Source organism: Paenibacillus kobensis NBRC 15729, from assembly GCF_004000825.1.
Taxonomy (GTDB): Bacteria; Bacillota; Bacilli; order Paenibacillales; family Paenibacillaceae; genus Paenibacillus_T; species Paenibacillus_T kobensis.
The window spans coordinates 10,967-36,181 of record NZ_BILZ01000050.1 but is presented as its reverse complement, the minus strand read 5'-3'; the positions used below and the strand labels follow the sequence as shown (position 1 = coordinate 36,181).

Here is a 25,215-nt window from a genome sequence, read left to right as displayed (position 1 = left end):
ACAGGCGGCAGACATACGTGTTGTTCAGACACGATGGCTGCCGCCCTGTTATTTGGTTAGCAGCGGCATTCCACTGCGAACTGAGAGCCGTCTTGGGCTGCATATGATGCCGGGAATCGCGTGCGGGCTTCCTCTTCGAGCCGCACAGCTTCATCCAGATCGTAGCGCGAGCTGAAATGGGTCATTACCAGCTTATGTGCGCCTGCTTCGCGTGCAATTTCTGCCGCTTGTATCGTCGTCGAATGGCCGTACGCTTCCGCCTTCTCCTCCAACCCGGCTTCGAATGTCGCTTCATGCACGAGCAAATCCGCATCGCGAGCCAGCTTCAAAGCACCGCTGCACGGTTTCGTATCCCCTAATATAGTGATGATCCGTCCAGGAATACAAGGACCTGTTACATCCGCCGAGCATACCGTGCGTCCGTCGTCCAGCACAATATCTTCGCCGGCTTTCAGCTTGCCATACAATGGACCCGCAGGCACGCCCGCCTCTTTCAGCTTCGCCGTATCCAACCGGCCAGAACGGTCCCGCTCGACGATCCTGTAGCCGAAGCACGGAACCCGATGCTCGAGCGCAGCCGCTTCCACACTGAACTGCCCGTCATCATAAATGATCCCTTCCTCGACTTCAACATAACGGATTTCGTAAGTAATGCGCGTGCTGCTCAATTCGAACAGACATTCAATCATTTCGCGCAGCCCCGGCGGACCGTATAACGTAACGGGATCAACGCCTCCGTCATAAGCGCGCGTACTGAGCAATCCTGCTAATCCGAACGTATGATCACCATGCATATGCGAAATAAAAATGCGGTCGATCCGATTCAGCTTAATCGGTGTATCAAGCAGCTTATGCTGCGTTCCTTCACCTGCGTCGAACAGCCAGACCGAATTCAACGGCGAAGGAAGCCGAAGCGCAATCGACGTCACGTTGCGCTGCCGGCTCGGTCTGCCTGCACCTGTACCGAGAAATGTTAGCTCCAACCATGCGCCTCCATCCTGTAATTAAAATCCAATATGTCCATTCGAGAATCGTCTAGTCTATGTGCATTATTTCTTACTATCCTGTACCGCATACCCGATACCCGAGACTGCTCTATGCAGCTCAAATAAAAACCTCCGGGCCACCGCCTCGATTCGGCGGTGCCCGGAGGCTGAGGCTGCTATCGTTATGCTTTGTCGACGTTGAAGTAACGGGCTTCCGGATGAGCGAACACCATCGCGGAGACAGATGCTTCGGGCTCCATCATGAACTCTTCCGTCAGCTCGACGCCGATATCCTCTGGCTTCATCAGTGCGAACAGAGGACCTTGATCCTCCAGATTCGGACATGCCGGATAACCGAACGATACACGGATGCCGCGGTAACGGGCACCGTGGCGCTGCGCCATCGTCATGTCGACCGGATCCGGAATGCCCCAGATGTCCCGCATAATATGATGCACGCGCTCTGCGAGGCCTTCTGCCAGCTCGATCGCCGTCGCTTGGATCGCATGGGAGAGCAGGTAATCGCCGTTCTCTTTGTACTGCTCCGCACGATCGCGGATGCCGTGACCCGCCGTGACGACGAGGAACCCGACATAATCCATCTCGCCGCTTTCCACCGAGCGGAGGAAGTCCGCCAAGCACAGGAACGGCTCGACATTCTGGCGAGGGAACGAGAACCGGTGCAGCACTTTCGTGTGATCCGCAGAATCATAGACGATAATGTCGTTGCCGGACGATTGGGCCGGGAAGAACCGGTACATCGCGTGCGCCTTAATCGATCCCGTCGCCGCCGCATCGCGAATGATGCCGTCCACCGTTTCCTTCAGATGCTCCGCCTTCGCGTCGCCTTGAGCGATCAGCTTATCGAAATTGCCTTTCAAGCCGAGATGGTGACCGATCAGCGTCTGCATGTTCACGTACGGAACAACTTGCGGGATCGGGATATTACGCAGGACGTGGCGCTCCAAATCAGGAGGCGCCAATACCGGCACATCCGTCGCAACGTTCGAACGAACGGCGCGCGACAGCTCCGGCATTGCCTTCGGCTCTTCCGTAATCCCGAAGCCCGAAGCGCGAAGCGCCTCATGCTCTTGCTCGATCACTTCCCGGTGAGTCGGGTTAACGAGCTTGTTCGCGATATCGAGTCCGTCCATGGCATCCTTCGCATATAGGACAAGTCCGTCATACTCCGGTGCGATACGCGTCTTCGTGAATTTGCGCGTAAGCGCAGCACCGCCGACCAGAATCGGCGCATCAATGCCCGCATTGCGCAAGTCTTGCGCTGTAATGACCATCTGGGCAGCTGACTTGACGAGTAGACCAGACAACCCGATTGCGTCTGCCTTTTCTTTGCGGTATGCCTCGATCAGTTGTTCAGGCGGAACCTTGATACCAAGGTTGATGATTTGATAACCATTGTTCGACAAAATGATTTCCACGAGGTTTTTGCCGATATCGTGCACGTCGCCTTTAACGGTTGCGAGAATAATTTTCCCCTTAACCGACGATTCCGACTTCTCCATGTGCGGTTCCAAGTGCGCGACGGACGCCTTCATCACTTCCGCGCTCTGCAGAACTTCGGCAACGATCAGCTCGTTCGCGTTAAACAGACGGCCGACTTCTTCCATGCCTGCCATAAGCGGACCGTTAATGATCGCCAGCGGCGCGTACTTCGTCAGCGCTTCGTCGAGATCCGCGAGCAAACCTTCCTTCGTCCCTTCGACGACATAGGAAGCAAGACGTTCTTCCAGCGTCAAGTTGGAAGCTTTCTCTTTCTTCACGACCGTCTTGTCGCGGAACGCGGCTACGAACAGAGCCAGCGTCTCGTCGTTCGTGTTAAAGATCAGATCTTCCGCCAGCTTCCGCTCTTCAGCCGGAATGGATGCGTAACGCTCCAGCTTCTCGGAGTTGACGATAGCGTAGTCGAGACCGGCTTTCGTGCACTCGTACAGGTAGACCGAGTTCAGCACTTCGCGGCCCGCCGGCGGCAAGCCGAACGAGATATTGCTGAGGCCGAGAATCGTCTTCGCGCGAGGATACTTCTGCTTGATCATCCGAATGCCTTCGATCGTCTCAACAGCAGAACCGATATACTGCGGGTCGCCGGAGCCAACCGGGAACATATTCGGGTCAAAAATAATATCTTCCGGCGTAACGCCATACTTATTGACCAGTAGATCGTACGAGCGGTCTGCCACTTCCATCTTCGCTTGGCGGGATACCGCTTGTCCGCTCTCGTCGATCAGAATACAGACGACAGCTGCGCCGTACTTATGCATGAGCGGCACGATTTTCTCGAACTTCGACTCGCCGTCTTCCAAGTTAATCGAGTTGATGATGGCTTTGCCTTGCGAATATTTCAGACCGAGCTCAATAATATGGTCATAAGTCGAGTCCAGCATGAGCGGTGCTTTGATCTTCTTCACAACCTGCGGAATGAACTGGTGAACGGCGTATTCCTCGTCCACATCGGTATCCTGAAGGTTGATGTCAATCACTTGAGCGCCATTCTTCACTTGGGAACGGGCAATCTCCGATGCTTCGTCGAAAGAGCCTTCCTTAATCAGACGCTTGAAGCGAAGCGAACCGGAAATGTTCGTCCGCTCACCGACCATGATCGGGCGGTTCGCATCTTCGATATAGACCGTATCGATGCCGGTAACAGCCGGAAGATGCTCGCCTTCTTTGCGGCGCGGCGCATGTTTTGCCATCGTCTCCGCCATCGCTTTAATATGAGCCGGAGTCGTGCCGCAGCAACCCCCCGCCACGTTCAGCCAGCCGCTCTCCGCGAATCCCGCCATCTTCGCAGCTAAGGATTCCGGCGTTTCATGGTATTGTCCGTTCTCATCCGGCAGACCGGCATTCGGATAGCAACTGATCGCTGCCTTCGAAATATCGTTCAGCGTACGGATATGATCGCGCATAAACTCTGGTCCCGTCGCACAGTTCAGACCGATCGAGATGGGTTTCAGATGCTCCAGCGACAAATAGAAGGATTCGATTGTCTGGCCTGCAAGCGTTGTGCCCATTGGCTCAATTGTGCCTGAGATCATGATCGGCAGTTCAATGCCCGTCTCTTCGAACGCTTGACGGATGCCGATGCTGCCGGCTTTGACGTTCAGCGTATCTTGGCTTGTCTCAAGCAGCAGCGCATCAACGCCGCCTTCGATCAGTGCGACTGCCTGCTCTTGATAGCTTTCGACGAGCTGATCGAACGTAACGCCGCCGGTAACGGACAACGTCTTCGTCGTCGGACCCATTGCGCCAGCAACGTAACGCGGCTTATCAGGCGTCGAGTATTTCTTCGCCGCATCGACTGCGAGCTTAGCTGCGACGAGATTGAGCTCGCGCGCCTTCTCCGGAATATCGTACTCTTGAAGAACGACGCTGGTTGATCCGAACGTGTTCGTTTCCAGAATGTCCGCGCCGGCTTCCAAGTATTGTTCATGAATCAATTGAATAACGTCAGGACGAGTCAGAACGAGCAATTCGTTACAACCATCCAGCTCTTCGCCGCCGAAATCTTCTGCTGTAAGATCTGCTTGCTGAATCATCGTACCCATTGCGCCGTCCATAATGAGAATGCGTTCTTGCATTAGTTGTTTTAGGCTCGGTTTCGTCACGCTTACACCACATCACTTTCGACAAAAATCATTAACATTTAGTCTACCAGAAAGGTCCACAAGTGAAAAGGACAATTGGTCGACATGCGGTTTTTTTTGCTTTATAATATAGGCTAGATGATCGATATTTTTATTCCAATAGGAAAAGAGGGAATGTGTCATGGCTGAAATTCGCATCCGCAACACGAACGAACGCATTCAAGGCGATGTCAACGTCGGCGAGTTCCTATCGAAACAAAATGTATTATATGAGCAATGGGACATGTCGAAGCTCCCGGCACAATTGAAAGAGAAATTTACGCTCTCGAACGAAGAGAAAGCCGAAATTCTCGCCGCATTCGACGACGAGATCCGCGACCTTGCCGCTCGCCGCGGCTACCAGACATGGGATATCATCACGCTGTCGGAATCGACGCCTAACCTCGAAGATCTGCTCAAAAAATTCGAGGATGTCCATACGCATACCGAAGACGAAATCCGTGCCATCGTTGGCGGACGAGGCATCTTTATTATTAAAGGCTCCGACGATATCGGCTACTTCGACGTCGAACTTGAGCCGGGCGACATCATCTCCGTACCGGAGAACACGCCCCACTTCTTCACGCTGATGGACAACAAGAAGATCGTTGCAGTTCGTCTGTTCATCGAGACGGACGGCTGGATCGCTCATCCGTTCGCAGACCCTACATTCAAGAAAGCATAATGCTTTCCTTATATTGCAGCATGAGAAAGCCCGCAACCAATCGGTTGCGGGCTTTTCGTTATCGATCGCGCCAGAATCCGCCGTTATTCAATAATCGGAAGGAGCTGCTCCAGATGCGAAATCTCGTATGCCGGCACAATTTCATCGGTGCGTTTCATACCGTGACGGTTGATCCACACGGACGTCATGCCGACCGTGTTCGCGCCGAGAATATCGGTCGTCAGCTTGTCCCCGACCATAACGCCGTCTTCCGGTTCAATGCCGAGCTTGTCCATCGCATGGCGGAAAATCGATGCCGCCGGCTTGCCTTCGCCGAACGCTCCAGAAATAATAATGTGATCGAAATAAGACACGAGATCCGGCACGCCGTCCAGCTTCTCTTGCTGCAGGTCAGGCGAACCATTCGTCAGCAGCAGCAGCTTGTACTTGCCTTTCAGACGGTCCAGCAGACGGAACGTCTCCTCGTATACGTACGAACGGGAACGGCGTTCAGCCGGGAACATCTCTGCAAGCTCCGCGCCAAGAGCTGCGTCTTCGATGCCCAATGCCGCAAGGCCGCGCGTCCATGAATCTCTGCGATAGCCTGGCGCGAGCGCCTGCATTTTACGGAACGACTCGAGTTCGCCTCCCGTGAAATTGCCCCACATACCTTCGAACGGGTTAATGCCGATCATCTTCGTGAACGCGAACGTTTCATACGACTCATACAGTGCGCGCGCTTCGCTGCGAACGGCTTCTTCCAGCTTGGCTGCGTCTACGCCCGTCTTCTCAGCCGCATAACGGCAAGTTGCGTCGAACGCCTCCTGAACGCTGCGGTCATCCCATAGCAAAGTGTCATCCAAGTCGAATAATACTGCTTTCTTAGCCATTTGTCTGTCGTCTCTCCCTGATTGAACATTCAACGATTATTGAACGAACATAAATTATTTGGTGTTAAAAGGAAGTTGGTGCTGCTTCGCGAAAGCTTGCAGCCGCTCAGCGAGCTTGTCCGTCGGATAACGGTTCACGAACTGGGAGAATACCCAGTTGCCGCCGCGATGGCGTTCGATGACCACGTAGCCGCTCGAAGCCGTAATCGATTTGATATCCGCTGCTTGCAGCGTTTTGTGACCGGAAAACTTGCGCGTCTGAACATTATCTGTTGCAACCTTCACGTACGGGCGGCGAACGAACAGCATCAGAGCCAAGAATAAGTATAATGCGATCGTTACCCAGTAAAGGTTCGACTCATTATCATTGCCGACGACGATCGCGTACATCGCCGTTAGCAAGACGAGTAAAATGGGCCCGATAAAGCTGCGCCCCTTATATGTATCGGATTTTTCCGCCGATGGCACTACCGATTGCAAGCCTTGCTTCTTACGTTGTTTATTCAGATTATTCATATTGCTGCGCACTTTGCGCTCCCAAGAACGTGACACGAATGATGTCCTCCTCTAACCTTCTGCCTTCGAGTCAAGTTGCCGAATTGACTCCTACTTAAGACCTCTGCTGAACTTCGTAATGAAACGTTTCGGATACTCGGAAGGAAGCGAGCTGACTTCATCGAGCTTAGCCCATACGTCATCAGGCATTTCCCAGCCGACCGCGCCCATGTTGTCCTCGAATTGTTCAAGCGTCCGCGCGCCGAAGATCGGCGATGTAATGCCTTGCCGCTGCAACAACCAGCGAAGCGCCACTTGCGCCGTCGTGCGGCCAAGCTCTTCGGCGGCTTGCTGCACAGCCTCCCGGATCGCGAAGTTGCGTTCCGTACCGCGAACAGTCCATGAGCTCTCGCCGCCGTTCGGATTCGCAAGTCGTCCTTCCGTCGGATACTCTTTGCCATAACGGTCCGTCAAGAATCCCCCGCCAATCGGCGCCCACGGGATGATAGCAATGTTCTCCTCGAGGCAAAGCTCGAGCAGCTCGCGGTCCATATCGCGGCTAACTAAGCTGTATTGCTGCTGAATGGATACGAAACGGGCATAATCGCGTGCATCGCTCACGGCGAGCGACTTCATCAAATGCCAAGCATAGAAGTTGGAACATCCGATATAACGGACTTTGCCGGAAGCGACCAAATCGTCCAGCGCCCGAAGCGTTTCTTCAATCGGCGTCGCCTGGTCCCAAGTATGCACTTGATATAGGTCTATGTAATCGGTACCGAGCCGGGTTAGGCTGGCCTCCACCGATTCGAAAATATGTTTGCGGGACAATCCGCCGCCGTTCACGTGGCTTGCGGTAGGAAACCGTACTTTCGTTGCGAGAATAAGCTCCGAACGTCGCGGTTTAATCGCCTTGCCGACGATTTCTTCCGAACGTCCGCCTACGTATACGTTCGCCGTATCCAGGAAGTTGCCGCCAAGTTCGACGAATTGATCCATCATTCGAAGCGATTGCTGCTCATCCGTCGTATTGCCGAACGTCATTGTGCCGAGGCACAATTCCGATACAGCAATACCGCTGTTCCCCAATAAACCGTATTTCATATTTTCCCCTCCTGCATCTCGTTCTCGTATTTCATTCTATCGGTTACGCTCCCAGACGTCTTACGTTTCGCCCTATTGCGGATTAATGCTTAATCCGCGGCTCCTCTCCGCCGTCTTCTCCCTCGCCTTCCCACTTGATCGAGTCAAGCTGGTTGCGGAAATTGCCTTTGAACACTTCAAGATACTTGCGCCGCAGTTGCGCCCGCTCCTCTGTCTCCGCTTCGGTCAAGCCTACCGTTTTATGTTTACGGGACAATTCGTTTATCCGCGCAATTAGTTCTTCCATTTTACGATTCTCCTTTCGGGTCAGTCATTTTTGCACTTCTTATTACTTTGACATTTTCGCTATTCGATTGTCAAGGTTTGAGCAGGCTTGACAACACGTATTCCTGCAAGAAACATAGGGGTTGTTGGATAAATGGTATATGTGCGGGTAGAGGCAGCTGCGCAGGCGAATGTTCTGACGATCGCTGTGCTCCGTTGCCGTCCCTTGATAGGTAATAGAATAACCACCCGATACGCCGCCTGTACATCGAAGCATTATCTTGAAACTTCTCATTAAATTAGAAATAGCGGCAGTATGGACCTATAAAGTCTTTTACAAGCCGCTGTATATTTGGGTCGCCGCTATCCTTTAGTTCTGTCTGGCTTGATTGAGAAACATCTCCAGTTTCTCCGAATAATCATCATCCGAACCGCGTGCATATAATTGATACCAAATAATATTCAATGAATGCATCATGTTATCTTGTTCAGATGGTGAGCCGGGCACAAACGTTGAACGATGTTTAAAAACAAAACGGATGAGCTGAGATATGTACACTCTCAGCTCATCCGTATGAATCGTATCCTATTAGTTCAGTCATCGAACTGAGACCTGAATCAATTAAAGGAAACCGGTGGTATACAATATACTACGAGTTCGGAATAATCAGCTTCTGACCCGACTTCAGCATCCCCGATTGCATATTGTTGCGCTTCTTAATCTCATAGACACGCTCACGAATATCATCCTTATGACCGATCGTACTGGAGGCAATACTCCACAACGTGTCACCAGGAGCTACGTATACAACCGCTTCACCTTCCATTGGCTCAGCAGGATGTTCCCCCGATGCATCTGACATTACAAGCAGTGCGCCGCAGAACAGAATAATCGCGAAGCCAATTGCAAATCCCCATCTTAATACTGCACGAACAGCCTCTGCTTGTTTCTTATTCAGCCGTCCAGCTTGGATCCGACCTGCCGAACGTACCGTTCTAGCCGTTCCATTGTTACTTCTATAATAAACTGCTGTCATTTCTCTCATCTTCATCAGCACCCCAAACATTTGTTCTTGTTGTCCATAATATACCACGAACAATTGTTCGGGTCAACAAGATTTCGGAACATTTGTTCCCTTTTATGTGCGAACGAATGTGCGAACGAACTTATGTTTGTACGAACTCCGGTTCTGTGTTATAATTTGCTATAATCTTACCTTTGGAGTGATGATGGTGTCGAAGCTTTCCAACCGCCAGCAGGCGATTCTTGAATTTATCAAGAACGAAGTTCGGGATAAAGGCTATCCGCCTTCCGTTCGAGAAATCGGCGAAGCGGTCGGTCTCGCCTCCAGCTCCACCGTTCATGGCCACTTGGACCGGTTGGAGAAGAAAGGCTTTATCCGCCGCGACCCAACGAAGCCGCGCGCAATCGAGATACTAGACGGCGACGTCGAGAGCACGGGCTCCTTCTCGCTCTCTTATGCCAAGGTGCCGGTCGTCGGTAAAGTAACGGCAGGCGTACCTATTACAGCAACCGAGAACATCGAGGACTACTTCCCGCTTCCAACCCATATGGTCGGCGATCATGATGTGTTCATCCTTAATGTCATGGGCGACTCGATGATTGAAGCCGGCATTCATAACGGCGACTACGTCATCGTACGCCAACAGCCGACGGCAACGAACGGCGATATCGTCGTCGCGATGACAGAAGAAGACGAAGCGACGGTTAAGACGTTCTATAAAGAGAAGGATCATATCCGTCTGCAGCCGCAGAACCCGACAATGGAGCCGCTTCGTTTGAAGCACGTAACGATTCTCGGCAAGGTCATCGGACTGTTCCGCGACATTCATTAAAGTATATCCCTTGCATGACCTATAGCCCGCATCGTTCCATCGGACAAGCTGATGAGAACAATGCGGGCTATTTGCTTACACCAATATGTCTTCAGGTGTTTTATATTTTAGTTCATGTCAGTGTTTATTCAGAAGTGACGTCAGTCATTTGGCATACTCAATAGAATAACCAACAACATAATAAACAAATGAACAAAAGAAAACACGGACGATGTCGAATCGTCCGTGTCGTTTGAATTCTAATAGAGAGTAAGGTATTGGTCGCGTTCCCATTGGTGGATTTGCGTCCGGTACATATCCCACTCGATTTCTTTCAGTTCGTAGAAGTGAGCAAGTGCGTGCTCGCCGAGCGCATCGCAGATCACTTCGCTGCGGAGCAGCTCTTGCAACGCTTCTGCCAAATCGCCAGGCAAGCTTGGAATGCCCTCTTCGATTCGCTCTTCTTCGCTCATGATATAAATGTTGCGGTCGACCGGCGCCGGCAGCGACATCCGGTTCTTAATGCCATCCAAGCCGGCTTTCAGCATAACTGCAAGCGCAAGATAAGGGTTCGCAGCTGGATCCGGGTTACGAGCTTCGATCCGGGTGCTAAGGCCGCGCGAAGCCGGAATACGAACCATCGGGCTGCGGTTGCTTGCAGACCATGCTACGTAACATGGCGCTTCATAGCCGGGAACGAGACGCTTGTACGAATTGACCGTAGGGTTCGTAATCGCCGCATAAGCACGAGCGTGATGCAGGATGCCAGCCATGTAATAGCGGGCGGTTTGGCTGAGGCCAAGCTTGTCGCTCTCGTCGTAGAATGCGTTCTTGTCGCCTTGGAACAACGACTGGTGGCAGTGCATGCCGGAGCCGTTGACGCCGAACAGCGGCTTCGGCATGAACGACGCATGCAGGCCGTGCTGTCTAGCAACCGTCTTAACGACGAGCTTGAACGTTTGAATTTGGTCCGCCGCTTTGATCGCGTCGGCATATTTGAAGTCGATTTCGTGCTGGCCAGGCGCCACTTCGTGGTGGGATGCTTCGATCTCGAAGCCCATCTCTTCCAGCGTCAACACGATTTCGCGGCGGCAGTTCTCGCCAAGGTCCATCGGTGCAAGGTCGAAGTATCCGCCTTGGTCGTTAAGCTCCGTCGTCGGATTACCTTTCTCGTCCGTTTTGAACAAGAAGAACTCTGGTTCTGGCCCAACGTTCATGGAGGAATAGCCCATCTCCTCGGCTTCCTTCAGCACACGTTTCAGAATGCCGCGAGGATCGCCAGCGAACGGCGTGCCGTCCGGCATATAGATATCACAGATCAGTCTTGCGACGCGATCTTCCGTAACCCAAGGGAAGACGACCCACGTATCGAGGTCCGGATACAAGTACATGTCGGATTCTTCGATCCGTACATAGCCTTCGATGGAAGAGCCGTCGAACATCATTTTGTTATCCAGCGCCTTCTCTAATTGGCTGACCGGAATTTCGACGTTCTTGATTGTACCGAGCAAGTCGGTGAACTGCAGACGGATGAATCTGACGTTCTCTTCTTTCGTAATACGCAGGATGTCCTCTTTTGTAAAGCCCACGAGATCATCTCCTTCTTCGCATCTAATTTAGATTATCGTAAAGTCAGTGGTACTCGCAGTAAGAAGCCATGATGCATCGTATTCATAAATGACAGCGCTTTAATGCTTGTTGTAGAAACGGGAGAGCTGGCCTTGAATAAGCGACGCCTTGCCTCCAGGCCGCTTCTCAAGCAATTGCTGCTTAAGCATCCGATGCAGCTGAGCGTCCGACAATTCGCGGCGCTTCACTTCGGATTGCTCGCTCATGACCGTTGCTTCTTCGGATTCCGTGTTGAGCGGATTCATCACTTGCTTAATGCCCGCGATGTTGACGCCCTTCTCGATTAGCGATTTGATCTCCAGCAGACGCTCGACATCATTAAAAGAGAACAACCGTTGATTGCCTGACGTACGCGCCGGAACAATCAGCTCATGCTGCTCATAATAGCGAATTTGTCGAGCGGTCAAATCCGTGAGCTTCATGACGATCCCTATCGGAAAAAGCGCCATGTTTCTCCGTATTTCGTCACCCATGTTCGCATCAACCTTCCAGTAGCCGAGATATGCCTTTATTGTAACGTTGCTGACATGACACGTCAAGTTGTGGAAGGGTTGATTGTTAATATTCCGCGTTCAGCCATGCGGCTTAACGCCGTTAGTACACCAAATTTCACATGCCCATACGTTAAGCCGCCCTGCATGTAGGCAATGTAAGGCTCACGAATTGGCGCATCAGCAGAAAGCTCGAGACTGCCGCCTTGAATGAACGTTCCAGCTGCCATAATGACGGGGTGTTCGTATCCCGGCATATCCCACGGTTCCGGAACGACATGTGAGTCCACGGCTGCTGCTTTCTGAATGCCTTGAACGAACGCGATCAAATGGTCGGCACTGCCGAAACGGATCGCTTGAATTAGATCGGTGCGCGGTTCATCCCATGCTGGCTTGGTCTCGAAGCCAAGCATTTCGAACAATGCCGACGCGAATACCGAGCCCTTAAGTGCTTGTCCGACTGTATGCGGAGCGAAGTATAGTCCCTGATACATGCCTCGCATGGTGCCGAGCATTGCGCCGACTTCGCCGCCAATGCCAGGAGCCGTCAGCCGGTACGCGGCTGCCTCAACGAGATCCGCTTTACCGGCGATATAGCCGCCCGTTGCCGCGATGCCGCCTCCCGGATTTTTGATGAGCGAACCAGCCATCAGATCGACGCCAACCTCAGTCGGCTCCGTCAATTCCGTAAATTCGCCGTAACAGTTATCGACGAACACAATGACATCGGGCTTTATCGCCTTCAGACGGCTCACCATCTCACCGATCTGCTCAACGGTAAAGGATGAACGCCAATCGTAACCGCGCGACCGCTGAATGCCTACGACCTTCGTGCGTTCGTTCATCTGTGCGGCAACGCCGTCCCAATCGACCGTTCCGTCCGGCAGCAAAGCCACTTCGCCATACCCGATTCCCCAATCTTGCAGCGATCCGGTACCGTCGCCGGGCTTGCCGATCACTTTGTGCAGCGTATCGTATGGGCGCCCTGTCACATACAGCAGTTCATCGCCGGGCCGCAGCACGCCGAACAGCGCTGTGCCGATCGTATGCGTACCCGATACGAAATGCGGACGAACGAGCGCCGCTTCCGCACCGAATACGTCGGCGTATACGAGGTCGAGTACTTCGCGTCCGCGGTCGTTATACCCGTATCCCGTCGAACCATTGAAATGAAAATCACTTACCTTATGCTGCTGGAATGCTCGAATTACTTTCCACTGATTGCGTTCAGCTGTTTTATCCAGTCGCGCAAAAGAAGCGGAGACGCGCCGTTCGGCCGCCTCCGCCCAACTTTCCAAGTGTGTCCATACCGTCATATCTTGATGCATAACGATTGATTCTCTCCCTCTCTATGTAGCCGGCTGCTCCAGGAACGGCTCCAGCGTGCGTGCGTGCTTCTCGAAATCTTGTTTGTTCACTTCGACCGTGAGCAGGAGCCGCTCTCCGTCGACATCCTGACTTTTCACTTCTCCTGTCCGGTAGACGAGTGCAATAAGATCGCCGCGCTCAGCCGGAATCGCGAACGTCCGCGTATCGCCGGCGAGCCGGTCCTGTAATGTTTGCTTCAGTCTTGCAAGATCCGCCTCTTCATAAGCACTGACGACCATTGCATCGCCGCCGTCCGGCAACGTCATCCGCTCATCGGGCGGGCACATATCTTTCTTATTATATATGACGATCGTAGGCTTGCCTGCTGCACCGAGCTGACCCAGCACTTCCTCTACGACAACCATATGCTCATTGCGCGTCGGCGACGAGCTGTCCACGACATGCAGCACGAGATCTGCTTCGTTCACTTCTTCTAGCGTCGCGCGGAATGCAGCAACGAGATCATGCGGCAGATTTTGAATAAAACCTACCGTATCCGTCAAAACGATCTCCTTACCGCTAGGCAGTTCCAGCGTACGAGAAGTCGGATCAAGCGTGGCAAACAATTGATTCTCAACATACACATCAGCATCCGTCAACTCTCGCAGGAGCGTTGATTTGCCTGCATTCGTGTACCCGACAAGCGCCACTTGAAAGACGCCTGACTTCTTGCGGCGTTCCCGGTGAAGCTTCCGGTGGCGGACGACTTCCTCCAGCGAATGCTTCAGGTCCGAAATTCGGTCTCGAATGTGACGGCGGTCCGTCTCCAGCTTCGTCTCGCCGGGACCGCGCGTACCGATGCCGCCTCCGAGTCGGGACAGATTTTTGCCATGGCCGGATAGACGCGGCAATAAATAGCTGAGCTGAGCCAGCTCAACCTGAAGAATACCTTCCCGCGTCTTGGCGCGCTGCGCGAATATATCAAGAATGAGCTGCGTCCGGTCGATGATCTTCATATCAAGCGCTTCTTCCAGGTTGCGAACTTGTGCCCCCGATAGCTCTTGATCGAAGATAGCTGTCGTTGCGCCAAGCTCTTCCGCCGCAGCACGAAGCTCCTCAACCTTCCCTTTGCCGATAAACCACTTCGTATCGACCGATTCCTTGTTCTGCGTCATCGTCGTCAGCACTTCCACGCCTGCTGTCTCCGCCAGGTTGACAAGTTCGTCGAGCGATTGTTCCGGGTTCATGCCGCTCCGCTTCACATCCGGCGTTACTAAGCTTACTAGTACCGCACGGTCTGCGATTCCGTTATCTACTTCATGCGTAGTATGTTTCATGAATGGCTCTCTGAGCTCCTTTATTCACCCTATTATGCCGTCTCTTCTGCCGCTTCCGCTAGCCGGTACGTCCACCTTCAAATCCTCGGGCCGAATAGACATCAGCTCTTGCTTGCCCGGCACACTGTTCGAATACTGGGTTAACAAGCGCACGGCTTGATGACGAATCGCCTTCTCGATCATATTCCTAACGTACCGGGCATTGCTGAATGAGAAGAGACTCATTTGTTTCTCCTGCATCAAATGCTGCCGCAGCTTGAACAGCGATTGAGGCAGCAGCGTATAATCCCGATCCTTCGCCATCAGCTCCGCGATCTGAATCAACTGATCCACCGTATAGTCCGGGAAATCAATCTGAATCGGAAACCTTGAAGGCAACCCGGGATTCGTAAGCAGAAAATGATCGATCTCCGCCGGATAGCCAGCCAAGATAAGTACGAACTGCGTCCGCATATCTTCCATCGCCTTCACAAGCGTATCGATCGCTTCTTTGCCGAAATCTTTCTCGCCGCCTCGCGCCAGACTGTACGCTTCATCGACGAACAGAACGCCGCCCGACGCTTTGCGGACAAGATCCCGCGTCTTCTGAGCCGTGTGTCCGATATATTCGCCGACGAGATCAGCACGCTCCACCTCGATAAGGTGACCTTTCGTCAGCACGCCCATCTTCTGAAGAAGCTTCGCGACGATTCTTGCGATCGTCGTCTTTCCCGTACCGGGGTTGCCCTTGAAGATCATATGGTACACATGTGCGCCGCTGTTCAAGCCCGCTTCCGATCGCATGTGGGCGACCTGAAGCATAGCATATATTTCGTATACGAGCGACTTTACGTTATCGAGGCCGATCATTACATCCAGCTCGCGCTGGATTTCGGCATAATGATCGCCTGGCGGCAGCGGCTTAACGGCCGGCATCGGCTCGTTATCCGGCAATGGCGCTGCCGTGCTGCTGCTGCTCTCTTGACTTCGTAGCACTACATTAATTTGGCGGGATGGCCGAGTGCCGCTCTTCGCCCCTGACGCGATTTGATTGTTCATTCGCTCGATCACCTGTCCCTTCAATCCCGTCGCTGCTGGCGGCTGCAAAGGCGCGGACATGCGCTTCAGCTGCCGCCGCTATAACCAGCATATTCGGGCATTCGGGCAAACAGTATGCTTTTCATTGCAGAGCATCGGCAGACGAGCGTGAACGGATATTTCTAATGATTGAAATAAGCGATTTCCGGCACTTTGATCTCGACACCGAATTGCATCGCCACCGCATCGACCTTCCACTTCGTAAAAGCAAGCACCTCGCGCGTCTCGTTATAAACCGGCTTCAATACGTCAGACTTGAACGGGGCCATGACTGGACGTTCGATGCCGACGTACTTCGCGATCTCCTTCGAACGCGCTGTGTGATAATCATGTGTAACAATGATGACCGACTTAAACTTCTCGCGGTCGATGATTGCTTTGCTGAACAACATATTCTCGTAGGTACTAGTCGCCTTCGGCTCCAGCAGCAACTTGTCGGGCGGAACGCCTAAGCCGGTCAAATACCGACGCATCCCTTCGGCTTCAGTCAGCTTCGAACCGTTATGGTCGAGACCGCCTGTCAGAATAAGCTTGTCCGTTTTGCCTTCTTTATACAACGCGTATGCGTGATCCAGTCGTTCTTTCAGTCCGGGGCTTGGCCGGTCGTTCCAGAGCGCTGCGCCAAGCACGACTGCAACATCGGCCTTCGGTATCGTCTTCGGTATCGTAACGCTGTTGATCGACCACAATATGTAACCGCACCAGAGAACACCCAGTACAGCGAACGATAAAACAAGCCGGAACAAAACGAGCAGCGGCTTTCGCCTGCGGTTTCTCCGCAGACCGCTGCTCGGTTTCGTCGATTTCGTTAATGCGCGCTTCACGATTCGCTCAACTCTCCTGTCCGCTCGGACAAGCTTTTGCGGTGTTTAAGACTTAATGTGAAATAGCGGAATCGGCCATTACGAATCGCCGACAGCAAACGTCCCGCCGTCTTTCTCGCCATTGCGGCGTCCTTGGATGTCACTTCTCCTTGGCGCAGTGCGTCTTCCAGCTCGTCTTCGTCGAGCAGGAATACTTCACCAGTCGGCAGCACGACGATATCCAAGTACAAGTCATCGAACCACGGTACTTGCTGATCCGTCATTCCTTGCGTTTTGCATACGTCGATATACCATTGGACGACGCGTCCTTTATCATCGAACATCGTCGTCACAACAAAATGCTCGCCGCGCGGGAAGTGCTGCATCCATAAGTAGCCCCGGTCTGCAAGACAAAGACGGCGTCCGTTATATTCCTTCCATAGCGGCTCGCGTAAATCGTGAATCCGATAAAAGGTGACGAGTCCTCTGAACTCGTCTCCATCCATGGTAAGACACATATAGCTCTTACGCAGTATACGCCGCCAGTTAGCCCGGTCCGAAAATTTTCGTTTCATGCGGAACGTACCTTTCCGTTAAGATGCGAAAAAAGCCGCCGTCTAGCAGCCGGCCTCTCCATCGTACGCGTAATTTCCAACCTTTTTCCTTTAAAAAAAGCTTACCACATCTTAGGATTCAAAGCCACCGAGCGCACAAAATAAACCAAGCTCTGTTGTCCAACTGCCTGGGCTTATGCCGCGACATATAAAAAAGGAGAACGCCTCTGCGCTCTCCCCTTTATAAACCGGCTACTTCTCGATAATGTCGATCGAATCGATCGTCACTTTCTCTGTCGGTTTGGACGGATTTCCGTCCTCGCCCATTACAACTGGTGTCTTGGCAATCGACATGACAGCATCCATCCCGTCCGTCACCTGTCCAAAGATCGTATAATTCGGCTGAGTGTTCAGATTGGAGCACACTTCTCCTGTACAGATAAAGAACTGGCTTCCGCCCGAATCCGGCATGCCGGTGTTGGCCATGGCAACCGTGCCTACGTCGTACTTATGGTCCGAGCCTAGCTCGTCCGGAATGTTATATCCCGGCCCACCCGTGCCAGTACCGGTCGGATCTCCGGTTTGAATCATGAACGTCTCAATGATCCGGTGAAAGGTAATGCCATTATAGAAGTTATTCTTCGCCAAGAAAACAAAGCTGTTTACCGTCGTCGGTGCTTCATCCGCGAACAGGTTGACCGTAAATTCACCCTTGTTCGTATGGAAAACCGCCGAGTATTGTTTGCTTGGATCGATGGACATATCCGGCATCTTGTCCCATTGTTTGGCCGCAGCGTCCTGCTTCGCCGAACCCGATCCTTGCTGTGAGTCGTCAACTTGCTCTACGTTTGCCGCCTGTTTCGATTCCGGCTCATCCTTCTTGTTGCCGCACCCTGCTGCGGCAAGCGCCAGCAGCAGGAGCGACAACAAAAGAATGCCGAATCGTATACGTGTACGCTTGTGAATCATCATTCGAAGTTCCTCGCTTCTCTTCAAATTCAGCCTAGCGATCAAGCATTCGTGCAACAAGCAGCATTAGCCTTACGGAGCTGGCACAACAACATCCGGCACGATAGGATTTGATCCGGCTCCAGACGAATTGTTCGTTGATGGAGACTGGCTGCCGTCGGCTGGCGTTCCGCCGCTTACGGTTCCGTCTGGGGTTGTACCGCCAGGAACAGTGCCGTCTCCTTGCCCGCTGCCGTTACCTGTGCCGTTGCCGTTATTCCCGCCGCCATTATTCGTACCGTTGCCGGTTCCGGTTCCGTTCCCGGTATCCGGAATCGTCCCTCCGCCTTCCGGCGGTGTTACTTCGCCTTCCGGCACGGTCGTATCTGGCGGTGTCGGTTGTTCTACTGGCGGCTGCGGCTCAAGCTCTTCCGGTGGTACGACGAGAGCAACTGCAGCAGATGGCCGGCTCTCGAGATTCGCCTCTGCGTTATAGGCCGTTACATAGTATTGATACGACAAGCCAGGCGCGACGCTCATATCCTCAGCAGTAGATCCCGCTGCAGAATCGAGCAAACGACTGAATTCAGCTTCGCTTGTCTCTTTGCGGTAGAGCCGGTATGTGATCGCATCGCCTTCGACCGGCTGCCAGCTAAGCTTCGCGATATGCGTATTCGCGTCGTAATTGACGGACAGACCCGATACTTGCTTCGGTTCCGCAACGGTTTGCTCCGGCTCTTCCTGAACCGGCGCCTTACCGAAGCTTCCTCGCGGCACGTTCTTCATCGCTTCCGACATGACCTTACCGAACATGGCTGCTGCTTGACCGCTGCTGTTCTTCAGCAAATGTTGTTTGTCCGTCTTATCGTAACCCATCCAGACTGCGGCTGTCCATTCAGGCGTGTACCCGACGAACCAGACGTCCCGGTTGGCGCTCGATTTCAGATCTTTAAAACCGTGCTGCGTCGTGCCAGTCTTGCCGGCGACAGGACGGTCGAGCTTCGCTCTCGTACCCGTACCGCCCGGCTCGGTTACGCCTTGCATGATCTCTGTCAATCCCGCCGCTGTCGACTCCTTGATCAACTGCTTCGCTCGCGGTGCATGGTACGTATACACCGGATCATCGTTCCGGTTATCGATACGCTTCACCGAGTGCGCGTCGACGCTCTTGCCGTCGTTGGCGAACACGCTGTATGCTGTTGCCATCTGAAGCGGTGAGACACCTTTCGTCAGACCGCCTAGCGCAATGGCCAGATTGCGGTCGTCCTTGCTAAGGTTGAATCCGAGCTTCTTCGCAAAATCGAGCCCTTTGTCAACGCCGATCTGATCGAGAAGCCAGACCGCTGGCAGGTTGCGCGATTCCTTAATCGCCTGTTTCATACTAACAGGCCCGATATATTTCGACTTATTGGAATCAGACGGACAATAGTTACCGAAACATTGCTTATCGTCCCTCAGGGTTGAGTTCGGCGTGAATTTGCCAGACTCGAGCGCAGGACCATACGCGGAAATCGGCTTGAATGACGAGCCCGGCTGTCTAGACTTCGTCACCCGGTTCCACGTTTTTTTCTGGTAATCGCGCCCACCCGCGATAGCCTGAATCTCGCCGTTGCGATGATCCATAATAATCATGGATCCCTGTACCTTTATATCGTCAGGACTTTGCTCAAAGTTTGCATCATCAGCGAATTGTTTCTCCACCGATTTTTGTGCGGTCGGATTAAGCGTCGTATAGATTTTGTAGCCGCCGATCCGCAATTCTTCCTCGCTAATGCCGCTCTGCTCGACCGCTTCATCGATGACGTAATCAACGAAAGCCGGATAGAGCTGCGGATTTGCTTTCTCGTTGGACATTGCAGGATCATACTCAGCGTTCACTGCCTCTTCCTTCTGCTCCGCCGTAATGTACCCTTGATCGAACATCAGCTTCAGCACGACCTCACGGCGAGCTTGCGAAGCTTCCGGATCGTTGATCGGGTTTAAACGCGTTGGAGCTTTCGGAATGCCTGCGAGTGTCGCCATCTGCCACAGTTCCAAATCCTTCGGTTCCTTGCCGAAGTAATATTCCGATGCCTGCTTAATGCCATAGGTGCCTTTGCCGAAAGGAATCCGGTTCAGGTACATTTCGAGAATTTCATCCTTCGTCTTATTGTTCTCGAGCGCAATGGCGATCGATGCTTCCGTCGCTTTGCGGAAGAACGTCTTATCAGCTGTCAAGAATATGTTCTTCGCCAGCTGTTGTGTAATCGTACTGCCGCCCTCCACTTTGCTTCGGGCGATGACGTCTTTCACAGCCGCACGGCCGAGCGAGAAGTAATCGATGCCCGAGTGCTGGTAGAAGCGCTGATCCTCTGTCGCAATGAATGCTTGGCGCTGCAACTCCGGAATTTCGTCGAGGCTAATGTTCTCGCGAGCGACGTTCGCATTATATAAGGATGCGATTTCATTGTTATTAGCATCGTACACATGCGATGCTTCCGGAAGAATGAGCTTATCCTGATTCGCCGTTAGTATTCTCTCACCGTTCAGTATGATGAACAAATATCCGATGATGCCGCATACAACTGCTATCGCTGCCGAGAAGAATAAAATGATAAACAGCTTCTTCGGCGAAAGCCGTCTCTTCTTGCCTGACTTTCTTGTGGACTTTCTTGTTGTCGTTCTATCGTTTCTACTTCGTGGTTGCTCCGTCATGATGACGACTCCCTCCTGTACGATCTGTCTCTACGTCTATCTTTACCCGCGAATGAAAAGAACAACCCACTCAGAGAGCGGGTTGTCGCAATTATCCGCTATTCAAATAGACGAACCGGGTCGGCCGAAGGTTTCAATCGCAAGCTGCAGCGCGTATTAGTGATCGTTCGAATGATCCTGCATCAAAGATACGTTGCGCTGTGGCGTAAAGGTCGAGATGGCATGCTTGTAAACCATTTGCTGTCTTCCTTCGCTATCAATTACGATCGTGAAATTGTCGAATGCCTTAATGACGCCACGAATTTGGAAGCCATTGGTCAAGTAGACTGTGACCGGGACGCTGTCTTTACGCAGCTGGTTCAAAAACGTATCCTGAATGTTAATGGTTTTGTTCATTGGCCGATACCCCCGTCGAAAAAGATTGATTAGAATTATATTCAAGACCTATCGCGAACTTTCCTGCTATTATAGCATGAACCGCCGCTAATTTGTTGTGAAAATTTTCATCCGCCTCGACCCAGTCAATATCTTTCATATGCCGGAACCACGACAGCTGCCGCTTCGCGAACCGTCTCGTGTCGCGTTTGAGCGTCTCTACCGCTTCGGGAAGCGTGCATTCCCCTGCAAAGTAGGGCACAAACTCCTTATAGCCTAGTCCCTGCATAGATACGGCATCATGAGGCAATCCGGATTCGATGATGACTCGTGCCTCTTCTTCCAATCCTTGCTCCATCATGAGTTCGATTCTTTCATTAATTCTCTCGTACAGTTTCTGACGCTCCATATTGAGACCTATTATACATAGATCATAAGGAGAGGTCTTCGTCTGACGGCCAAGCTGCTCCGACATCCTCTCTCCGGTCAGCTTATAGATCTCCAGTGCGCGGATAATACGGCGACGGTCGTTCGGATGAAGCCGTGCGGCAGAATCTTCATCAACCTTCACCAATAGCGCATGAAGCGCCTCCGCTCCCTGTTCATCCGCGTACTGCTCAAGCGAAAGCCGGTACTCGGGATCGGAACCGCGGTCCGCGAACTCATAGGCATAACATACCGATTCGATATAAAGGCCGGTGCCGCCTACGATGAACGGGATTTTGCCCCTGGACGTAATGTCGGCAATTAGTCGGCGGCAATCCTCTTGAAAATCGGCGGTCGAATAGGGCTCTTCCGGATTGCGGATATCGATCAAATGATGCGGAATCCCCTGGCGTTCGTCTGGCATGATTTTGGCCGTACCAATATCCATACCCCGATAGACCTGCATTGAATCGCCCGAAATAATTTCGCAATTATACGCGTTCGCGATGTCCAGACTCAGCTGGGTTTTACCGACTGCTGTCGGGCCGATCAGCACGAGCAGTCTCGGCTTCCCGGATGCGGAGATTGGACTCAGTTCCGCTTGATTAACGTGCTGCGTCAACGGCTATCACTCCGTACGTAATTTTCGATGTTTTCTTCGTATGGCAGCGCGTAAAGCCGAGCCGCTCGAACTCGCCGCTGCCTTTTTGCTCCTTCAGCATCACACATTTGCGTGCAACTCTGACGGCTTGACGAACGGCCTCATCGGACAGCCGGCCATAGTTCGCCAGTGCCCGCAACGGGCTGATTGCGCTCGATTCCTCGATCGCTTCTTCGAACATCGGATCAAAGTAAACGATATCGGCACATTTATCAGGCAATCCAGCCAAATACGCGGTGTGATTCGCAAGTTTCGTCTCGATCCGCCGCATTGCCTCATCCACTGCAGCCAAGCCGGACTGATACTGATGCAGCCCTTCCCGGATAACCGTGTGGAGCACCGGTTCGCTTTCAAGTGCCGTTACCGCTCCCTCACGGCCAACCGCGATGGAGAATACGAGCGCATCCGCTGCAAAACCTGTTGTGCAGTCGATAACCTGATCACCAGGCTCGCAGCCTGATAATGTGATCATCGGATCTTTATCCCCGTCTAACAGCCGCTTGGCCCGCACGAATGCCATGCTGGGATGATAATAAAGAGGATGCTGATCTGTCGAACCTTCATAAAATCGAATTTCATTCTCTAAGACGACCAACAGCCGGTCGTCGCTGCCCGCTGCCATCAGCTGGTTAAGCGTCTGGCCCCGCCGCAGCGTCAACCTGCCGGACAGCTCCTCCGCAAGCTGCTTCGCTTTCGCAAGCGACGCTTCTGACGGCTTCGCTGCCGTTGTAATGATCATGACATCACCCGTTTGAACATTTTTTCCAATTGATAGGTTGAAATATGCACGACGATCGGCCGTCCGTGCGGACAAGTATAGGGCTGAATGCAAGCGCCCAACCGGTCAAGGAGCGCCTCTCCCTCTTCCCTGCTGAGACGTTGGTTCGCCTTGATGGAAGCTTTGCAGGAACACATAATCGCCGATTTCTCCCGAAGCTTCTGGATATCGACACCGCGTTTCTCCTGAAGCACCCACTCGATCATCTCCTCAATGATCGACTGCTCGTCGCCTTTAGGCAGCCATTCCGGATGGGACCGAACGAGAAACGTGTTCATACCGAACGGTTCCAATTCAAGTCCGACCTCGGCAAGCAGAGGCAGCTTGTCCTTTAATTGAACGGCATCGCCAGCCGTCATTTCGAGCGTAATCGGCACGAGCAACTGCTGCGACGCTTGCTGCGGGCGGCCGAATTTCTCGACATAATATTCATAATGAATGCGCTCATGCGCGGCATGCTGATCGATCATATACAAGCCGCCTTCACTCTGTGCAACTAAATAAGTACCGTGCAGCTGTCCAATCCACGACAACTCCGGGAACGGAGGGGTGTCGGGATCACGGCAGACTGCAGGCGGCGCAGGTTGAACATCAGCATGGGCCGCAGCATTTTCTCTGCTCGCATCGTCGTCCGTCGGCCATGGTACAGATAGCTCAGCGTCCATGCCGCTGGCGATTGTATCCTGCAAGCTGCCAGCTGCTCCTAACGAATTGTTAGACGTTTCATCTGATGCCAACTCCTGCGGAGCTGGCGCATAGAAATCGGAATCGTCCGTCGTCGATTCTCGCAAAATGCCGATGCTTTGCCCGCGTGCCGGCGCATATAGCCGCTCGGTCGCATCAGCCGGGACGCTCTCGCGGCGTTCTCCCAATCCGCTGTACGCAGCTCCGTCACGCCGGTTCGCAAAACCTCCCGACGAAGACGCCCCCGTTCCGAAGCCTTGCGTTCTCGACGATCCCAAGCCGCCGAACGATGTGCTGGAGGACGGCTGAGAACGGAACAAAGGGCTGTCATCCTGAGTTCTCTGCGAAGACGCTGTGCCGCTGGCCGAATGAAGCGGCGATGCGACGATTCCGCTTCCGCTGCGGGGAATATCAGTTGGCGGAAATCCCGGTTCCGGCCGGTGGAACGCGATTCGCTCCTGCACATACACCGGCTTTGACCGTTCGCCTTCCTTGCCGGCGGCCGGCTCAGGAATATAACGGTCGCGTCCGAGAACCTTGCGCACCGCTTGCTCAATCAGCTCGCGGAGCTCCGGCTCCTTGCTGAAGCGGACTTCCATCTTCGATGGATGAACGTTGACATCGAGCAGTGACGGATGCATGCCGATTTCAATAGCGACGAGCGGGAAACGGTTGATCGGCAGCAGCGTATGGTATCCTTGCAGCAGCGCCTGGTTAACGAGAAAGCTACGTATATAGCGGCCGTTCACGACAACCGTAATCGCATTCCGGTTCGCCCTCGTCAATTCCGGTTTCGAAATATATCCGGTTAACGTGTAGTCTGGCGTCTCACCTTCTACCGGGAGCATTGCCTTGGCTGCGCTCGTGCCGTATACGGCAGCAATGACTTGCAGCCGGTCGCCGGTGCCCGGTGTCCGCAGCAGCTCATTGCCATTATGTCTGAGCGTGAAAGCGATACCCGGATGTGCCAGAGCAATACGATTAATATAATCGCTAATATGGCCTAATTCCGTCTGGATAGACTTCATATACTTTAAACGAGCGGGGGTATTATAAAACAAATCGCGAACGGTCATATCCGTCCCTTGCGGGGCATTGACCGGACCTTGTTGCTTCACTGTTCCGCCCTCAATGACGAGTCTGTGACCAAGACCGTCCGTTGTCTGCGAGGAAATGCATTCTACTCGCGATACGGCCGCGATACTTGGCAGCGCCTCGCCGCGGAAGCCGAGACTTGCGATGCGGAACAGATCCGCGCTCGTAATGAGCTTGCTCGTCGCATGCCGTTGGAATGCAGTCTCGATCTCTTCTGGATGAATGCCAGCACCATTATCGAGCACACGGATCAGATTCAATCCGCCTTCCTCGATGGTCAGATCGATCGTCGTTGCTCCGGCATCCACCGCATTTTCGACAAGTTCCTTCACGACCGAGGACGGCCGTTCTACTACTTCACCCGCTGCAATCTGGTTCGCCAACTGCTCATCCAGCACACGAATGGACGCCATCGCCACTTCTCCTCCCGCGTATGTCAAGAACCGGTCATAGCCGGACTTACAAGATGTATTAA

Annotated in this window: 22 protein-coding genes; 2 read left to right on the top strand and 20 right to left on the bottom strand. The window is 53.0% G+C overall.

The window, feature by feature from the left end; genetic code table 11:
- Positions 1 to 56 precede the first annotated feature (56 nt).
- Both rnz and metH read right to left on the bottom strand, forming a co-directional pair.
- On the bottom strand, positions 57 to 983 hold the full coding sequence (rnz, locus tag PKO01S_RS22345) for a ribonuclease Z (protein WP_127533658.1): 927 nt from the start codon (positions 981 to 983) through the stop codon (positions 57 to 59).
- A 185-nt stretch (positions 984 to 1,168) separates the two neighbouring features.
- Positions 1,169 to 4,609 (bottom strand): methionine synthase, encoded by a 3,441-nt coding sequence (gene metH / locus PKO01S_RS22340; protein WP_127533657.1) that lies wholly within the window; start codon positions 4,607 to 4,609, stop codon positions 1,169 to 1,171.
- A gap of 160 nt (positions 4,610 to 4,769) precedes the next feature.
- Here metH and PKO01S_RS22335 point away from each other — a divergent pair, with 160 nt between their 5' ends.
- Positions 4,770 to 5,312: a 1,2-dihydroxy-3-keto-5-methylthiopentene dioxygenase gene (locus PKO01S_RS22335; RefSeq protein ID WP_127533656.1), complete on the top strand. Its 543-nt coding sequence runs from the start codon at positions 4,770 to 4,772 to the stop codon at positions 5,310 to 5,312.
- Between the two features lie 83 nt (positions 5,313 to 5,395).
- Here PKO01S_RS22335 and PKO01S_RS22330 read toward each other — a convergent pair whose 3' ends face one another.
- The 5 genes from PKO01S_RS22330 to PKO01S_RS22310 form a co-directional block, all read right to left on the bottom strand.
- Complete coding sequence (locus PKO01S_RS22330) at positions 5,396 to 6,181, bottom strand: HAD family hydrolase (RefSeq protein WP_127533655.1); 786 nt, start codon at positions 6,179 to 6,181, stop codon at positions 5,396 to 5,398.
- A 54-nt stretch (positions 6,182 to 6,235) separates the two neighbouring features.
- Entirely contained in the window at positions 6,236 to 6,733 is a 498-nt protein-coding gene (locus PKO01S_RS22325; protein ID WP_127533654.1) for a hypothetical protein, read from the bottom strand.
- Positions 6,734 to 6,787: 54 nt separating this feature from the next.
- Positions 6,788 to 7,780 (bottom strand): aldo/keto reductase, encoded by a 993-nt coding sequence (locus PKO01S_RS22320; RefSeq protein ID WP_127533653.1) that lies wholly within the window; start codon positions 7,778 to 7,780, stop codon positions 6,788 to 6,790.
- A gap of 82 nt (positions 7,781 to 7,862) precedes the next feature.
- Entirely contained in the window at positions 7,863 to 8,066 is a 204-nt protein-coding gene (locus tag PKO01S_RS22315) for a DUF896 domain-containing protein (RefSeq protein WP_127533652.1), read from the bottom strand.
- Positions 8,067 to 8,694: 628 nt separating this feature from the next.
- On the bottom strand, positions 8,695 to 9,090 hold the full coding sequence (locus PKO01S_RS22310) for a LysM peptidoglycan-binding domain-containing protein (RefSeq protein ID WP_164779709.1): 396 nt from the start codon (positions 9,088 to 9,090) through the stop codon (positions 8,695 to 8,697).
- A 187-nt stretch (positions 9,091 to 9,277) separates the two neighbouring features.
- Between PKO01S_RS22310 and lexA the strand changes: the two genes are divergently transcribed.
- A complete protein-coding gene (gene lexA / locus PKO01S_RS22305; RefSeq protein WP_127533650.1) occupies positions 9,278 to 9,901 on the top strand; it encodes a transcriptional repressor LexA in 624 nt (207 codons plus the stop codon).
- A gap of 239 nt (positions 9,902 to 10,140) precedes the next feature.
- Here lexA and glnA read toward each other — a convergent pair whose 3' ends face one another.
- The 13 genes from glnA to mutL all read right to left on the bottom strand — a co-directional run bounded on the left by glnA (position 10,141) and on the right by mutL (position 25,153).
- Complete coding sequence (glnA, locus tag PKO01S_RS22300) at positions 10,141 to 11,469, bottom strand: type I glutamate--ammonia ligase (protein ID WP_127533649.1); 1,329 nt, start codon at positions 11,467 to 11,469, stop codon at positions 10,141 to 10,143.
- 99 nt (positions 11,470 to 11,568) lie between these two features.
- Positions 11,569 to 11,982 (bottom strand): MerR family transcriptional regulator, encoded by a 414-nt coding sequence (locus tag PKO01S_RS22295; RefSeq protein ID WP_127533648.1) that lies wholly within the window; start codon positions 11,980 to 11,982, stop codon positions 11,569 to 11,571.
- Positions 11,983 to 12,044: 62 nt separating this feature from the next.
- Positions 12,045 to 13,328, bottom strand: coding sequence for a methionine gamma-lyase family protein (locus PKO01S_RS22290; protein ID WP_407669693.1), 1,284 nt, complete (start codon positions 13,326 to 13,328; stop codon positions 12,045 to 12,047).
- 21 nt (positions 13,329 to 13,349) lie between these two features.
- On the bottom strand, positions 13,350 to 14,645 hold the full coding sequence (gene hflX, locus PKO01S_RS22285) for a GTPase HflX (RefSeq protein ID WP_127533647.1): 1,296 nt from the start codon (positions 14,643 to 14,645) through the stop codon (positions 13,350 to 13,352).
- Between the two features lie 24 nt (positions 14,646 to 14,669).
- Positions 14,670 to 15,683 carry an AAA family ATPase gene (locus PKO01S_RS22280; protein WP_127533671.1) on the bottom strand — a complete coding sequence of 338 codons (1,014 nt, stop codon included), beginning with the start codon at positions 15,681 to 15,683 and terminating at the stop codon, positions 14,670 to 14,672.
- A 161-nt stretch (positions 15,684 to 15,844) separates the two neighbouring features.
- Positions 15,845 to 16,546: a YdcF family protein gene (locus tag PKO01S_RS22275; RefSeq protein ID WP_127533646.1), complete on the bottom strand. Its 702-nt coding sequence runs from the start codon at positions 16,544 to 16,546 to the stop codon at positions 15,845 to 15,847.
- Complete coding sequence (locus tag PKO01S_RS22270; RefSeq protein ID WP_127533645.1) at positions 16,543 to 17,100, bottom strand: DUF402 domain-containing protein; 558 nt, start codon at positions 17,098 to 17,100, stop codon at positions 16,543 to 16,545. Before PKO01S_RS22270 ends, PKO01S_RS22275 begins: the two co-directional genes overlap by 4 nt.
- 231 nt (positions 17,101 to 17,331) lie before the next feature.
- Positions 17,332 to 18,051 (bottom strand): peptidylprolyl isomerase, encoded by a 720-nt coding sequence (locus PKO01S_RS22265; protein ID WP_246070685.1) that lies wholly within the window; start codon positions 18,049 to 18,051, stop codon positions 17,332 to 17,334.
- Positions 18,052 to 18,120: 69 nt separating this feature from the next.
- Complete coding sequence (locus tag PKO01S_RS22260; protein WP_127533644.1) at positions 18,121 to 20,721, bottom strand: PBP1A family penicillin-binding protein; 2,601 nt, start codon at positions 20,719 to 20,721, stop codon at positions 18,121 to 18,123.
- A gap of 156 nt (positions 20,722 to 20,877) precedes the next feature.
- A complete protein-coding gene (hfq, locus tag PKO01S_RS22255; protein WP_006036762.1) occupies positions 20,878 to 21,117 on the bottom strand; it encodes an RNA chaperone Hfq in 240 nt (79 codons plus the stop codon).
- Positions 21,101 to 22,108: a tRNA (adenosine(37)-N6)-dimethylallyltransferase MiaA gene (gene miaA / locus PKO01S_RS22250; protein ID WP_127533669.1), complete on the bottom strand. Its 1,008-nt coding sequence runs from the start codon at positions 22,106 to 22,108 to the stop codon at positions 21,101 to 21,103. Before miaA ends, hfq begins: the two co-directional genes overlap by 17 nt.
- A gap of 19 nt (positions 22,109 to 22,127) precedes the next feature.
- Positions 22,128 to 22,922: a class I SAM-dependent methyltransferase gene (locus tag PKO01S_RS22245; RefSeq protein ID WP_127533643.1), complete on the bottom strand. Its 795-nt coding sequence runs from the start codon at positions 22,920 to 22,922 to the stop codon at positions 22,128 to 22,130.
- Positions 22,919 to 25,153, bottom strand: a complete 2,235-nt coding sequence (mutL, locus tag PKO01S_RS22240) for a DNA mismatch repair endonuclease MutL (RefSeq protein WP_127533642.1) — start codon at positions 25,151 to 25,153, stop codon at positions 22,919 to 22,921. The genes PKO01S_RS22245 and mutL overlap by 4 nt, the downstream gene beginning before the upstream one ends.
- Positions 25,154 to 25,215 lie beyond the last annotated feature (62 nt).